Below are 14,655 nucleotides of genomic sequence, written 5' to 3' on the forward strand. Positions count from 1 at the left end.
TTGGAGACGGCGCCGACAAAGGATGCGTGAGTACCCTTGCGCACACCATGATGACCGCCGCCCGCTCCGCTGACTCCGGCCTCGCGAGCCCGGGCGAACTCGACCGCTACCCCTTCGCGGAGGCCCCCGCCGTCGACCGCGTCGGGGCCCCTGCCTGGGACGGCGGGGACCCCGAGCTGGGCCGGGTGGGCAGGCGCGCCGCGGGCAGCCGCGGACGCGGGCTGCACGGCCAACTCGTCCAGCAGCTGGGTCAGATGATCGTCTCCGGCGACCTGGGCGCCGACCGCCCGCTGGTGCCCGAGGAGATCGGCCAGCGGTTCGAGGTCTCCCGCACCGTCGTCCGTGAGTCGCTCCGCGTCCTGGAGGCCAAGGGCCTGGTGAGCGCTCGCCCGAACGTCGGCACGCGCGTGCGCCCCGTCAGCGACTGGAACCTTCTCGATCCGGACATCATCGAGTGGCGGGCCTTCGGGCCGCAGCGCGACGACCAGCGCCGCGAGCTGAGCGAGCTGCGCTGGACGATCGAGCCGCTCGCCGCCCGCCTCGCCGCCGGGCACGGGCGCGAGGACGTCCAGCAGCGGCTGACGGACATGGTCGAGATCATGGGGCACGCGATGGCCCAGGGTGATGCGCTCACGTTCTCCCGCGCCGACTCCGAGTTCCACTCGCTGCTCATCCAGGTCGCCGGCAACCGCATGCTGGAGCACCTGTCCGGGATCGTGTCCTCGGCCCTCCAGGTCTCGGGCGGTCCGGTCGCGGGCTGTGACCGGCCGAACGAGGCGTCGCTGGCGCACCACGGCCGCATCTGTGACGCCCTCGCCGCCGGCGACGGAGCCGCGGCCGAGGCGGCGATGCGGCAACTGCTCACGGTCCATCCCGAGGTGGAACGCGTGGTGCCCGCTCCCCGCGAGCACTGACCGCGTTCCGCGGGCGGCGCGGCCGGGTGTGCCACCCCCCTCCTGTGGCATTGCCCGTTCGGTGATCCGCCTCACGTCGGACCCCGCAGGATCCCCGTGATCCTGCGGGGTCCGACGGCGCGAAGGGGCCGCATGATCGCCGGAGCGGCCGGGTAACAACCAGGTGTGACCTACTTTGCCCGCCTCCGATCCCTTTTGTTCGCTTACGGGGTGTGACTCGGGCCACGCGAATTGGGCGTAACGCTCGCGGGAAGAACGCGATGACCTAAGAGGTGACAGCCGCGGAGGGAATACGGACGCCGTTCATGGCGCTGTGAATCTTCCCGGCCCCCGCCCGCGCCGTCGGCCCACCCCCAAGCCGGCGGTCGGCTCCTGTCCACTGTGGACGGGGCCGGAAGCCGTTTTCCAACGTTCCGAGAGGTTGTTCGTGTCGGCCAGCACATCCCGTACGCTCCCGCCGGAGATCGCCGAGTCCGTCTCTGTCATGGCTCTCATTGAGCGGGGAAAGGCTGAGGGGCAGATCGCCGGCGATGACGTGCGTCGGGCCTTCGAAGCTGACCAGATTCCGGCCACTCAGTGGAAGAACGTACTGCGCAGCCTCAACCAGATCCTCGAGGAAGAGGGTGTGACGCTGATGGTCAGTGCCGCAGAGCCCAAGCGCACCCGAAAGAGCGTCGCAGCGAAGAGTCCCGCCAAGCGCACCGCCACCAAGTCGGTCGCGGACAGGGCGGTGACCACCCGGAAGCCCACCGCCACTGCCGCGCCGGCGGCGCCCGCCGCCGAGCCCGCAGCCGAGGAGGAGGCGCCTGCCAAGAAGGCAGCTGCCAAGAAGACGACCGCCAAGAAGGCGGCCGCGAAGAAGGCGCCCGCCAAGAAGACTGCGGCGAAGAAGACCAGCGCCAAGAAGGACGACGTCGAGCTTCTCGAAGAGGAGGTGCTCGAGGAGGCCGCTCCCGGCAAGGCCGTCGAGGAGCCCGAGGGCACCGAGAACGCCGGCTTCGTCCTTTCCGACGAGGACGAGGACGACGCGCCCGCCCAGCAGGTCGCCGCCGCCGGTGCCACCGCCGACCCGGTCAAGGACTACCTCAAGCAGATCGGCAAGGTCCCCCTGCTCAACGCCGAGCAGGAGGTCGAACTCGCCAAGCGCATCGAGGCCGGTCTGTTCGCCGAGGACAAGCTGGCCAACGCCGACAAGCTCGCCCCGAAGCTCAAGCGCGAGCTGGAGATCATCGCCGAGGACGGCCGCCGGGCCAAGAACCACCTCCTGGAGGCCAACCTCCGACTGGTGGTCTCCCTGGCCAAGCGCTACACCGGCCGCGGCATGCTCTTCCTGGACCTCATCCAGGAGGGCAACCTCGGCCTGATCCGCGCGGTCGAGAAGTTCGACTACACCAAGGGCTACAAGTTCTCCACGTACGCCACCTGGTGGATCCGTCAGGCGATCACCCGCGCCATGGCCGACCAGGCCCGCACCATCCGTATCCCGGTGCACATGGTCGAGGTCATCAACAAGCTCGCGCGCGTGCAGCGCCAGATGCTCCAGGACCTGGGCCGCGAGCCCACCCCGGAGGAGCTGGCCAAGGAGCTCGACATGACCCCCGAGAAGGTCATCGAGGTCCAGAAGTACGGCCGTGAGCCCATCTCGCTGCACACCCCGCTCGGCGAGGACGGTGACAGCGAGTTCGGTGACCTCATCGAGGACTCCGAGGCCGTCGTCCCGGCCGACGCGGTCAGCTTCACGCTCCTCCAGGAGCAGCTGCACTCCGTGCTCGACACCCTGTCGGAGCGCGAGGCGGGCGTCGTCTCGATGCGCTTCGGTCTCACCGACGGTCAGCCGAAGACCCTCGACGAGATCGGCAAGGTGTACGGCGTCACGCGTGAGCGGATCCGCCAGATCGAGTCCAAGACCATGTCGAAGCTGCGCCACCCGTCCCGTTCGCAGGTGCTGCGCGACTACCTCGACTAGTCGTCGCGGTCGTACGACGCGGAAGGCCCGGTTTCCCTCATGGGGGACCGGGCCTTCTTCATGCCTCTCCGCGGATGCGGGCTGCCACAGGGTGAATCACTCTGGGTGTCTCGCTGATACCACGGAGTGAGGAGCGTGTATGCGTCGCCGCTTTGTCCGGACTCTGGCCCGACCGCTGGTCGTGACAGCCGCCGTAGCCGCCCTTTCAGTGGGTTCCAGCGCGCCTGTGGCCGCCGACAGGGTGGTCATAGGAGGATTTCCCGTCGACGCCTCGGAGAGCCCCTGGACGGTGGCCCTGTCCAGTCGTGACCGGTTCGGGGGTACGCGCGCGGGACAGTTCTGCGGCGGCGTGGCGGTCGGCCGCAGCACCGTGCTCACCGCGGCCCACTGCTTGGACGAGGAGGTCCTGGGCGGGCCACCGGAGCGCGTACGCGATCTCAGGGTCATAGCGGGGCGCACGGACCTGCTCTCGGACCGCGGTGGCCAGGAGGTCGCCGTGCGAGACACCTGGGTGAACCCGGCCTACGACAGTGTCAGCAACGCCGGGGACTTCGCCGTACTCACCCTGGCCGAACCTCTCTCTGCCGGCTCGGTCATCACGATGGCGGCCGGTGACGACCCCGCGTACGCCGTGGGCGGGGTTGCGACGGTGTACGGATGGGGCGACGTCTCGGGCGCTGGGGAGTATCCGAACAGTCTGCGGGCGGCACGCGTGCGTGTGCTTCCCGACGCTCTCTGCGAGGAGGCGTATCCGGAAGACGTGGACGGCGTCTACGACGCCAGGAGCATGCTGTGCGCCGGAGAGGCGAAGGGGGGCCGGGATGCCTGTCAGGGCGACAGCGGGGGGCCGCTGGTGGCCCAGGGGCGGTTGATCGGGCTCGTGTCCTGGGGGATCGGCTGCGGTCGCGCCGGCAGCCCCGGGGTGTACATGCGGGTGTCCGACATCATGCGCACGCTCCACTGGACACGGGCCTGAAGCCGGACACTGGTGTGAAGGTCATGTGCACGTTCGACTGAACGCGGATGTGAAGAAAACGCGCAGCGTGCGCGCGGGGGCACTGAGAGGACTCGCGGGGACGAGGACGGGCGGCTGCCTCGGTGGTGAGGCAGCCGCCCGTTCACCGGCCTGTGCCGGGCTGGCTCGTCGTCGGACGCGAGGTGTCAGCGCTCTTCTTCGGAGGCAGTCGCGGGAGCGGCCGTCAGCCGCTCCGTCTCGTCCTGTATCTCAGCGGCGATCTTCTTGAGTTCCGGCTCGAACTTGCGCCCGTGGTGGGCACAAAAGAGCAGTTCTCCGCCGCTGAGCAGGACGACGCGCAGGTACGCCTGGGCGCCGCAGCGGTCGCAGCGATCAGCGGCCGTCAACTGGCTCGCAGGGGTCAGAACAGTAGTCACGTCGCCTCTTCTCTAGCTCGACGAGCTGTCGTACCAGGGTCAACATCCAACCAGCCCCAAAACGTTCCCGCTCGTGGCTTTTCCTCGAAAAAATCTTTGCGAGGCGGCTGTCTGCTGCCGGTTGGCGGCGAATGTGCCGTATTGCGTGTCTATGTGTCTTACGGAGCTTCGCGTTGTATCGGTGGTCGGTCCTCCCGGCTGGGTTGCCGGTTGTTCATGAGGACGTGCCCGGAGCCTAAATGGTTCATGCCTGGAAGGGAACGTGATGTGTGCTTCACTCCAACGAGGGATCGAACAGGCATGCGAGTCTGGACTAGGGTGAGTTTCCGACGAGGGTGGCGTTACAACGGCTCTACCAGGCCTCGGTACCCTCTCACCGGTGACTGAAGCCGCGCCCTTACCCATGAGGGCCCCATCTGAAATTCAGCGAGGAGCGAACCGCGTGACCGCCGAGACGTCCGTGCCGTCCACAGCTCTGCTGGCAGGAGCAGACCGGGACGGTTCCAACTACACCGCGCGGCACCTGCTCGTCCTCGAGGGGCTCGAGGCCGTGCGGAAGCGCCCCGGTATGTACATCGGGTCGACCGACAGCCGTGGCCTGATGCACTGCCTCTGGGAGATCATCGACAACTCCGTCGACGAGGCCCTGGGTGGCTATTGCGACCACATCGAGGTCATCCTCCAGGACGACGGCTCCGTCGAGGTCCGGGACAACGGCCGGGGCATCCCGGTCGACGTCGAGCCCAAGACCGGCCTCTCCGGTGTCGAGGTCGTGATGACCAAGCTGCACGCCGGCGGCAAGTTCGGCGGCGGCTCGTACGCCGCCTCGGGCGGTCTGCACGGCGTCGGCGCCTCCGTGGTGAACGCCCTGTCCGCCCGGCTGGACGTCGAGGTGGACCGCGGTGGACACACCCACGCGATCAGCTTCCGGCGCGGTGTCCCCGGCGCCTTCGCCGGAAACGGCCCGGACGCCAAGTTCGAGGCCAAGAGCGGCCTGCGCAAGGCCAAGAAGATCCCCAAGACCCGCTCCGGCACGCGCGTGCGGTACTGGGCCGACCGCCAGATCTTCCTCAAGGACGCCAAGCTCTCCCTGGAGAACCTGCACCAGCGGGCCCGCCAGACCGCGTTCCTGGTGCCCGGCCTGACCATCGTCGTGCGCGACGAGTACGGGCTCGGCGAGGGCGGCAGCAAGGGCGAGGAGTCCTTCCGCTTCGACGGCGGGATCAGCGAGTTCTGCGAGTACCTGGCGAACGACAAGCCGGTCTGCGACGTCCTCCGCTTCTCCGGGCAGGGCAGCTTCAAGGAGACGGTCCCGGTCCTGGACGACCACGGCCAGATGACCCCCACCGAGGTCACCCGTGAACTCGGCGTCGACGTCGCGCTGCGCTGGGGGACCGGCTACGACACGACGCTCAGGTCGTTCGTCAACATCATCGCCACCCCCAAGGGCGGCACCCACGTCGCCGGCTTCGAGCAGGCCGTCGCCAAGACGATGAACGAGGTGCTGCGCACCAAGAAACTGCTGCGCGTCGCCGAGGACGACATCGTCAAGGACGACGCCCTCGAGGGCCTGACCGCGGTCGTCACCGTGCGTCTCGCCGAGCCGCAGTTCGAAGGCCAGACCAAAGAGGTCCTCGGGACCTCGGCGGCCCGCCGCATCGTGAACAACGTGGTCAGCAAGGAGCTCAAGGCGTTCCTGACGTCCACGAAGCGGGACGCCGCCCAGCAGGCCCGTGTCGTGATGGAGAAGGCCGTCGCCGCGGCCCGTACGCGCATCGCCGCCCGGCAGCACAAGGACGCACAGCGCCGTAAGACGGCCCTGGAGTCCTCCTCGCTGCCGGCCAAGCTCGCCGACTGCCGCAGCGACGACGTCGACCGCAGCGAGCTGTTCATCGTCGAGGGCGACTCCGCGCTCGGTACGGCCAAGCTCGCCCGGAACTCCGAGTTCCAGGCGCTGCTGCCGATCCGGGGCAAGATCCTCAACGTCCAGAAGTCGTCCGTGACGGACATGCTCAAGAACGCCGAGTGCGGTGCGATCATCCAGGTCATAGGAGCCGGATCGGGCCGGACCTTCGACATCGACACGGCCCGCTACGGCAAGATCATCATGATGACCGACGCCGACGTCGACGGCTCGCACATCCGCACACTGCTCCTGACCCTGTTCCACCGCTACATGCGGCCCATGGTCGAGGCCGGCCGGGTCTTCGCGGCGGTGCCACCGCTGCACCGCATCGAGATCGTCCAGCCGAAGAAGGGCCAGGACAAGTACATCTACACGTACTCGGACCGGGAACTGCGCGACAAGCTCATGGAGCTCCAGAGCAAGGGCATCCGGTACAAGGACTCGATCCAGCGCTACAAGGGTCTCGGCGAGATGGACGCCGACCAGCTGGCCGAGACGACCATGGACCCGCGCCACCGCACTCTGCGCCGGATCAACCTCTCCGACCTGGAGGCCGCGGAGCAGGTCTTCGATCTGCTGATGGGCAACGACGTCGCGCCGCGCAAGGAGTTCATCTCCAACTCCGCGGCCACGCTGGATCGGTCGCGGATCGACGCGTAGCCGCTGCGCCGGGCTGTGACAGGGCAGGGCTGGTTCGAGGTGCTGGTGAGCTGAGCGGGGTCGGGTGTTGGCCGTGCTGGGCCTGCGTGGTGCAAGCGCGGTGCTGATCCGGCCTGGTTCGGCTCCTGCGGTCGTGGTGGGTCGGGCCTGGTTCGGCTCCTGCGGTCGTGGTGGGTCGGGCCCGGACCGGCTCCTGCGGTCGTGGTGGGTCGGGCCCGGACCGGCTCCTGCGGTCGTGGTGGGTCGGGCCCGGACCGGCTCCTGCGGTCGTGGTGGGTCGGGCCCGGACCGGCTCCAGCGGTCGTGGTGGGTTGGGCCCTGTCCGGCGGCAACGTTCCTTGTTGGGTCCGGCCCGGACCGGCCCCGGCAGTTCCGGTTCGGACCGGCTCAGCCGGGACGTCGGCGCCTGGTCTGTGTCCTGCCTGACCGTTGCGCCTCAGCGGACGGCCAGAGAGCGACGGGCTCCCATACGAGCCCGGGCCGCCGTGTCCGAACCCTCCCTCCACCTCTGGGTGGAGAGGCGCCCGGTCGGGGATCCACCCGTGATCCACCCGCGCTCCGATCCCGTGACCTGGCGATTTCCGTAACGTCGAAGGCGTCGGCGGCACCGCTGCCGGCATCCCCTTCTCGCTCACGGAGGTCGTGATGTCCGGGCTCGTCGACGTGCTGGTGATCGTGGTCGTGGCCATGCTGGTGATCGCCCGGCAGTTCCGCGCAACCCCCATCGACGGCGAGCGCCGCTGGTGGCTCCTCCCCGCCATCCTGGCCGTCGTCGCGCTGCGTGAGCCCGGCATACTCGACGACCGTCACCAGACGGCCTCGGCACTGCTGCTCGGCGCCGAACTGCTCGTCGGCCTGGCCACCGGGGCGGGCTGGGCCTGGACCACCCGCATATGGGCGGAGCCGGACGGCACCGTGTGGAGCAAGAGCAGCACGGCGAGCGTCACCGTCTGGGTCGTCGGAATCGGGCTGCGCGCCGGGCTCATCGCGCTCGGCGCCGCGGTGGGCGTTCAGCAGGACAGCTCCGCCCTCCTGCTGGGGCTCGCCGGCACCCTGCTCGTCCGGGCCGGAATCCTGGCCTGGCGCGGCCGGTTGCTGCACCCCGCCCTGAGCTCGGGCCGGGCGTACGGTGACAGCACGATGGCGCCTGCGGGGAAGGAGCGTGTGTGAAGGAGAACGCCTGGACACGCTGGCCTTCCCGCGAGGCGCTCAGCCGCGAGGGACTCTCACGCTCCCGGTGCCTGCTGGCCTGGACCGTGCGGGCTCTGGTCCTCGGCGTGCTGATGTGGGGGGCCTTCGCCGAGAGCGAGGCGCGTGGCTGGAAGGCGGTGGCCGGAGCCGGCGGGGTGCTTCTGGCGGCACTGCTCGCCTGGGTGTTCTTCCGGACCACGCTCCAGCACCGGCTGTGGCCGTCGCTGGCGTCGCTCGCCCTGCTTCAGGGCGTCGCCGTCGCGGCCCAGACGTCGGGCTTCAAAGCCGCGGCCCTGGTCATGTGGTGTGGATGCGCCGTCTCGGCGTTGGAGCGGCTCCCACCCGCAGTCGCCCTCAGCACAGCGGGCGTGGCGCTCGGTTCATTCGGGGTCGTCAACAACGACGACCCGCTGACGTCCGTGGTCACCGGCGTCGGCCTCGCGCTGGCCGGATACACGCTGCGCCTGGACGCCGAGGCCCGCGGCAGCGCCCAGCGGCTGCTCGCGCAGGAGCGGGCCGCCCGTGCGGCCGAAGCGGAGACGGCGGCGCTCGCGGAGCGGGCCCGCATAGCGCGGGAGATCCACGACGTGCTGGCGCACAGTCTGTCTGCCCAGCTCGTACACCTGGAGGCGGCACGGCTGCTGATCGAGCGCGGAGGGGAGCGGGAGCGGGTTCTCGAACGAGTGGTGGCGGCAAGGGAGATGGCGCGTGGCGGGCTCGCCGAGACACGGCAGGCGCTCTCCGCCCTGCGCGGGGAGCTGACCCCGCTGGAGGAGTTCCTGAACCAATTGGTGGGAACCACCGACGGCGCCGAGATCACCATCACGGGTGAACGCAGGGCGCTGCCGGTCGAAGCCTCGCAGGCTGTGCGCAGAGCGGCTCAGGAGGCTCTGACGAATGCCCGCAAACACGCCCCGGGCGCCAAGGTGCGCCTCCGGCTCGCCTACAAACCGCGTGAAGTGACCCTGGATGTGCGGGACTGGGGCGGCTCGCCGGGCGAGCTGACCGGTACGGGAGCCGGGTACGGTCTGCTGGGCATGCGGGAGCGAGCAGAGCTGCTGGGCGGTTCGCTCGAGGCCGGGCCGGGTGAGGAGGGGTTCGTGGTGACGTTGAAGGTGCCGGTATGACGGAGGAGGCCGAGCGGAAGACCGCTCGGGTGGTGGTCGCGGACGACCAGACCGTGGTGCGGGAGGGCATCGTGATGTTGCTCGGTCTGCTGCCCGGGATCGAGGTCGTCGGAGCTGCGGGGGACGGGGAGGAGGCGGTGCGGCTCGTCGCCGAAGTCGCCCCGGACGTGGTGCTGATGGACCTGCGGATGCCTCGCTGCGACGGAGTGGAGGCGACCCGCAGGATTCGCGCGGAGCACCCAGGAACGCAGGTCGTGGTACTCACGACGTACGCCGACGACGAGTCGCTCTTCCCGGCGCTGGCTGCGGGAGCGCGCGGCTACCTCACGAAGGACGCCGGCGGTGAGGAGATCGTGCGGGCCGTGCACAGCGTGCTGTCGGGGGACGCGGGGCTCTCTCCCGGCATTCAGAGGCGGCTGCTGGAGCGTCTGACGGAGACCGAGACGAGACCGGCCACGCCGCCCGAGGCGCCGGACGGGCTCACCGTGCGGGAGACGGAAGTGCTGCTGCTCATCGCCGAAGGGTTCAACAACCAGGAGATCGGCCGTAGGCTGCATGTCTCCACCGCGACCGTGAAGACCCACATCAACAACCTGTTCGCCAAGACAGGGCTCAAGGACCGTGCGCAGGCGGTGCGTTATGCCTACGGAAAGGGGCTCGTGCGGCCACCGGCGGGTTGAGTCACCTGATGGGGTGAAGAGCGAGGGGAAGAAGAGTCGGGGATCTTCCCGTTCTGTCCATCCTTGGGCATGCAGCCAAGCAAGGGCCGTCCCCGTAGAGACGGGGCTGGTCAGGAAAGTCCGGTCGAGCGACTCGACGATGTCGGCCCCGGCCCGGCCGAGGAGGCCGGAGACCCGAGGTACGACGATCCGTGGTACGACGCCCTCGCCTCCGGGTGGGGCGAGTCGGACGGTGCCGGGGTGCCGGCTCCGGCCGTCGTTCCGTCGGCACGCGGTGAGGACGAGACCGGGGTCGCGGCGGCCGATGTGTATCTGGAGGTGCAGCGCAGCGCGGCCTTCCAGCAAGTTCGGCGGCAGTACCGGAGGTTCGTGGTGCCGGCCTTCGTGGCGTTCTTCGCCTGGTACGTGGGCTACGTCGTGGCTGCCACGACCGCACCGGAGCTGATGGCCCGGCCCGTCGTAGGAGCGGTGAACGTGGCGCTGCTGGCGGGGCTCGGGCAGTTCCTGACCACGTTCCTGTTCACCTGGGGCTACTCGCGGCACGCGCGGCTGCGCAGGGACCGGGCGGCGCTCGACCTGCGCTGGGACACCCAGGAGCTGACGCGCGGCGTGAACGGCGGGGCCTCATGACGGATGAACACCAGACGCTGGCGCTGCTCCTGTTCAGCGGGTTCGTCGCGGTCACGCTGGCGATCACGACATGGGTGAGCCGTAACCGGCGCGGTTCGGCGGAGGAGTTCTACGCGGGTGGGCGGCTTTTTTCACCCATGGAGAATGGTTTTGCCATCGCGGGTGACTACATGTCGGCCGCCTCTTTCCTCGGGGTCACCGGGCTCATCGCGCTGTTCGGCTACGACGGGTTGCTCTATGTCGTCGGCTTCCTCGTGGCCTGGCTGGTGGTGCTGTTCCTAGTAGCCGAACTGGTCCGCAACTGCGGCCGGTTCACGCTCGCCGACGTCGTGGCGGCGCGGATGAGGGAGCGGCCGGTACGGATCGCGGCGGGAACCTCCTCAGTCACCGTGTCCGTTCTGTATCTGGTGGCGCAGATGGTCGGCGCGGGCAGCCTGGTGGCGCTGCTGCTCGGGGGCACGAGCGGGGCGGCGCGGGCCTGGACCGTCATCGGCGTCGGCGCGCTCATGGTCATCTATGTGTCGTTGGGAGGGATGCGGGCGACGACGTGGATCCAGATCGTCAAGGCAGTCCTGCTGCTCGGCGGCACGATCGCGCTGACGGTACTCGTCCTGATGCGCTTCCACGGCGACCTGGACCAGCTGCTTCTCACGGCGGCCGAGCGCAGCGGTCACGGCAAGGCGTTTCTGGCGCCCGGGCTGAAATACGGCGGGGACTGGACCTCCCGTTTCGACTTCATCAGTCTGGGGCTGGCCCTGGTGCTGGGTACGGCCGGGCTGCCGCACATACTGTCCCGGTTCTACACCGTGCCCACCGCGCGCGCCGCACGCCGCTCGGTCGTCTGGGCCGTCGGGCTCATCGGCGGTTTCTACCTGATGACGATTGTGCTCGGGTTCGGCGCGGCCGCCATCGTGGGGCCGGACGCGGTGCGTGGGTCGAACGCATCCGGGAACACGGCCGTTCCGCTGCTGGCGCTCGACCTGGGTGGTGGTGCCGGATCCACGGGTGGAACGGTTCTCTTCGCGGTGGTCGCCGCGGTCGCCTTCGCCACGATCCTGGCCGTGGTCGCCGGGATCACGCTCGCGTCCTCGGCGTCCGTCGCCCACGACCTGTACGCGTCCCTGCGGCGCAGGGGAGGCAAGCCCCGCAGCGAGGTGGCCGTGGCCCGGGTCGCGGCCGTCGGTGTCGGCGTGGTGGCGATCGCCCTCGGTCTGCTGGCGCGGGATCTCAATGTCGCGTTCCTGGTGGGCCTCGCCTTCGCTGTCGCGGCGTCGGCGAACCTTCCCGTGCTGCTCTACTCCCTGTTCTGGCGCGGCTTCACCACACGCGGTGCCGTCTGGGCCGTCTATGGCGGTCTGATCCCGGCGATGGTGCTTGTCGTGCTGTCCCCGGTGGTCTCCGGAAGTCCCGACTCGCTGTTCCCGAACGCCGATCTCCAGTACTTCCCGTTGCAGAATCCCGGACTGGTCTCGATCCCGCTGGGCTTCTTCGCGGGCTGGCTGGGCACGGTCACCGCGGCGGAGGTGCCGGACGAGGCCAAGCACGCGGAGACCGAGGTGCGGTCGCTGACCGGGGCGGGAGCCGCGTAGGGACGGTCCTGCACGGCCGCAGGGCTACGGCGCCACCCATGCGTAGCGGTGTTCGGGTCGGCCCGTATCGCCGTACTTGAGGGAGAGTCGCAGGCGGCCGGACTGCTCCAGGCGGCGCAGGTAGCGCTGGGCGGTGGAGCGGCTCAGGCCGGTCTCGGCGGCGACCTCGTGGGCGGAGAGCGGGTGGTCGGCGTGGTGCAGGACGCGGCAGATCAGTTCCGTCGTCGGCTCCGAGTGGCCGCTAGGCAGCCCCGGCGACGCGAGGGCCGGGGTGGTGCGCAGGGCGCTGAAGATCCGGTCGACCTGTTCCTGGACGGCGATGCCGCGGCCGCCGCCGACCCGCTCGACGGTGCGACACAGGGCGGCGTAGGACTCCAGGCGGGTGTGCAGCGCTGCGAAAGTGAACGGTTTGACCAGGTAGTGCAGGGCGCCCAGGCGCATGGCGGCCTGGATCGTCGCCACGTCGCCGTCCGCAGTGATCATGATGACATCGGCGCCGTGCCCCTGTTCCCGCATGCGGTGGACGAGTTCGAGGCCCGTCCCGTCGGGGAGGTAATGGTCCAGCAGAACAAGATCGATCCCTCCGCGCTGCACCGCCGCCAGAGCCTGGGCAGCGCTGTGCGCGCGAGCCGCCACCCGGAAGCCGGGAACCCTTCCCACGTACCTCGCGTTGATCTCGGCGACACGGAAGTCGTCGTCCACGACCAGGACGTCAATCATCGGGCCTCTTTCCCTCAAGGCCATGCGGGCGTCAAGCCCTTGTTTCGGCTACGTTTTTGTATCCCGCGCAAAACGAGCACAACAGGCTCTTGCGAGCAAAAGAACGGTATGCGCTCACAAGACTGATGCCGCCTGCCGGGCCGGACCTACCGTCCCCGGCCATGAGCGCAGACACCAGCCCCGCCATTGAGCTGCGGGGCGCGAGCAAGACGTTCAGGACCCCGTCGGGAGGCCTGCACACGGCCGTCCGGGACCTGGATCTCACGGTCGGCCGTGGGGAGTTCGTCGCGGTCGTCGGGCCCACAGGCTGCGGCAAGTCGACCACGTTGACCCTGGTCAGCGGCCTGGAGGAGCCCACCGAGGGCGAGGTGACGGTCGCCGGGGAGCCGGTGCGCGGCGTCGGCGACAAGGTCGGCTTCGTTTTCCAGCAGGACGCCACCTTCCCCTGGCGTACGGTGCTGTCCAATGTGATGGCGGGACCGCGCTTCCGTGGCGTGCCCAAGGCGGAGGCGAAGCGGAAGGCGCGCGACTGGCTGGCCCGGGTCGGCCTGGAGGCCTTCGAGGACCGCTACCCGCACCAGCTCTCCGGCGGCCAGCGCAAACGCGTCGCGCTCGCCGCGACCTTCGTCAACGACCCCGAGATCCTGCTCATGGACGAGCCGTTCTCGGCACTCGACGTGCAGACCCGGGCGCTGATGTCGGACGAGCTGCTCGAACTGTGGGAAGGCACACGCGCCTCGGTCGTCTTCGTCACACACGACCTGGAGGAGTCCATCGCGCTGGCCGACAAGGTCGTCGTGATGACCGCCGGGCCCGCGACGGTCAAGCAGGTCTTCACCATCGACCTGCCACGTCCCCGCAAGGTCGAGGCGGTGCGCCTGGAGCCGCGGTTCGTAGAGATCTACCGCGAGATCTGGGAGTCCCTCGGCGAAGAGGTGCGCATCACCCGCGAGAGGGGTGCCGCCCATGTCGCCTGAGCTCCTCAGCACACCGGTCGTGGAAACGGCCAAGGCACCGGACCGTGCCCATTCGCGGGCCCGGGCCGCACGCAGGCGGAAGGTCCTGATCAACCTCGTCCGGGCGCTGCTGCTGGTAGGGGTCCTCGGACTGTGGGAGGCGCTGTCCCGAGCCAAGGTCATCGACCCGTTCAACTTCTCCATGCCCTCGCAGATCTGGGACCAGATCTCCACCTGGGTCATGCACGGAACCGCGCTCGGCTCCCTGGGCGAGCAGATCTGGTACACGCTCTACGAGGCACTGCTCGGCTGGGTCCTCGGTGTGGTCACGGGGGTCGTGCTCGGCATCGCGCTGGGGCGGATCGCATTGCTCGCCGATGTTCTTGGTCCCTACATCAAGGTGCTCAACTCGATTCCCAGGATCGTGCTCGCGCCGATCTTCGTGATCTGGTTCGGGCTCGGTCCGGCCTCCAAGGTCGCCTCGGCCGTCGTCCTGGTCTTCTTCCCGGTGTTCTTCAACGCCTTCCAGGGCGCCCGCGAGGTGGACCGGAACCTCGTCTCCAACGCCCGGATCCTGGGCGCGAGCGACCGCCGGGTGACCTTTCAGGTGGTCATCCCGTCCGCCACGTCCTGGATCTTCACCAGCCTCCACGTCAGCTTCGGCTTCGCCCTCATCGGCGCCATCGTCGGCGAGTACATCGGTGCCACCAAGGGCATCGGCCTGCTCGTCGCGCAGTCCCAGGGCACCTTCAACGCGGCCGGGGTGTACGCGGCGATGGTCATCCTCGCCGTCGTCGCGCTCCTCGCCGAAGGGCTGCTCACTTTCGCCGAGCGCCGCATCTTCCGCTGGAAGCCCGCGGATTCCGAGCACTGACACCGACTCCGGACGCCTCCCTTTCCTCCCTTCACAAGGACGTGAACCGC

General features: G+C 69.3%; 13 protein-coding genes. 11 read left to right on the top strand and 2 right to left on the bottom strand.

Features of this window, described 5'->3' with window-relative positions; genetic code table 11:
* The first annotated feature begins 26 nt into the window (after positions 1–26).
* From QF034_RS30140 to QF034_RS30150, 3 genes are all read left to right on the top strand, one after another.
* Positions 27–914 (top strand): FadR/GntR family transcriptional regulator, encoded by an 888-nt coding sequence (locus tag QF034_RS30140; RefSeq protein ID WP_307177846.1) that lies wholly within the window; start codon positions 27–29, stop codon positions 912–914.
* Between the two features lie 427 nt (positions 915–1,341).
* Positions 1,342–2,880, top strand: a complete 1,539-nt coding sequence (locus tag QF034_RS30145; protein ID WP_307177847.1) for an RNA polymerase sigma factor — start codon at positions 1,342–1,344, stop codon at positions 2,878–2,880.
* 139 nt (positions 2,881–3,019) lie between these two features.
* Positions 3,020–3,856 carry a S1 family peptidase gene (locus QF034_RS30150; protein WP_307177848.1) on the top strand — a complete coding sequence of 279 codons (837 nt, stop codon included), beginning with the start codon at positions 3,020–3,022 and terminating at the stop codon, positions 3,854–3,856.
* A 185-nt stretch (positions 3,857–4,041) separates the two neighbouring features.
* On the opposite strand, the gene QF034_RS30155 is transcribed toward QF034_RS30150, so the two are convergent.
* Complete coding sequence (locus QF034_RS30155; protein ID WP_094053871.1) at positions 4,042–4,272, bottom strand: DUF7455 domain-containing protein; 231 nt, start codon at positions 4,270–4,272, stop codon at positions 4,042–4,044.
* A gap of 442 nt (positions 4,273–4,714) precedes the next feature.
* Between QF034_RS30155 and QF034_RS30160 the strand changes: the two genes are divergently transcribed.
* The 6 genes from QF034_RS30160 to QF034_RS30185 all read left to right on the top strand — a co-directional run bounded on the left by QF034_RS30160 (position 4,715) and on the right by QF034_RS30185 (position 12,055).
* On the top strand, positions 4,715–6,838 hold the full coding sequence (locus tag QF034_RS30160) for a DNA gyrase/topoisomerase IV subunit B (protein ID WP_307177849.1): 2,124 nt from the start codon (positions 4,715–4,717) through the stop codon (positions 6,836–6,838).
* A gap of 645 nt (positions 6,839–7,483) precedes the next feature.
* Complete coding sequence (locus tag QF034_RS30165) at positions 7,484–8,008, top strand: DUF1453 domain-containing protein (RefSeq protein ID WP_307177850.1); 525 nt, start codon at positions 7,484–7,486, stop codon at positions 8,006–8,008.
* Complete coding sequence (locus QF034_RS30170; RefSeq protein WP_307177851.1) at positions 8,005–9,156, top strand: sensor histidine kinase; 1,152 nt, start codon at positions 8,005–8,007, stop codon at positions 9,154–9,156. Before QF034_RS30165 ends, QF034_RS30170 begins: the two co-directional genes overlap by 4 nt.
* Positions 9,153–9,836 (top strand): response regulator transcription factor, encoded by a 684-nt coding sequence (locus QF034_RS30175; protein WP_307177852.1) that lies wholly within the window; start codon positions 9,153–9,155, stop codon positions 9,834–9,836. Before QF034_RS30170 ends, QF034_RS30175 begins: the two co-directional genes overlap by 4 nt.
* Before the next feature lie 69 nt (positions 9,837–9,905).
* Positions 9,906–10,466 (top strand): DUF485 domain-containing protein, encoded by a 561-nt coding sequence (locus tag QF034_RS30180; RefSeq protein ID WP_307177853.1) that lies wholly within the window; start codon positions 9,906–9,908, stop codon positions 10,464–10,466.
* The gene (locus QF034_RS30185; RefSeq protein ID WP_307177854.1) at positions 10,463–12,055 is read left to right on the top strand and encodes a monocarboxylic acid transporter; all 1,593 of its coding nucleotides are present in this window, start codon (positions 10,463–10,465) and stop codon (positions 12,053–12,055) included. The genes QF034_RS30180 and QF034_RS30185 overlap by 4 nt, the downstream gene beginning before the upstream one ends.
* A 24-nt stretch (positions 12,056–12,079) precedes the next feature.
* Here the strand turns inward: QF034_RS30185 and QF034_RS30190 are convergent, their stop codons facing one another.
* Complete coding sequence (locus tag QF034_RS30190) at positions 12,080–12,775, bottom strand: response regulator (RefSeq protein ID WP_307177855.1); 696 nt, start codon at positions 12,773–12,775, stop codon at positions 12,080–12,082.
* A gap of 161 nt (positions 12,776–12,936) precedes the next feature.
* On the opposite strand from QF034_RS30190, the gene QF034_RS30195 reads away from it, so the two are divergent.
* Positions 12,937–13,752 (top strand): ABC transporter ATP-binding protein, encoded by an 816-nt coding sequence (locus QF034_RS30195; protein WP_307177856.1) that lies wholly within the window; start codon positions 12,937–12,939, stop codon positions 13,750–13,752.
* Complete coding sequence (locus QF034_RS30200; RefSeq protein ID WP_307177857.1) at positions 13,742–14,605, top strand: ABC transporter permease; 864 nt, start codon at positions 13,742–13,744, stop codon at positions 14,603–14,605. The genes QF034_RS30195 and QF034_RS30200 overlap by 11 nt, the downstream gene beginning before the upstream one ends.
* The last annotated feature ends 50 nt before the right edge of the window (positions 14,606–14,655 follow it).

The sequence above is a fragment of the Streptomyces africanus genome, from assembly GCF_030816955.1.
Taxonomy (GTDB): domain Bacteria; phylum Actinomycetota; class Actinomycetes; order Streptomycetales; family Streptomycetaceae; genus Streptomyces; species Streptomyces africanus.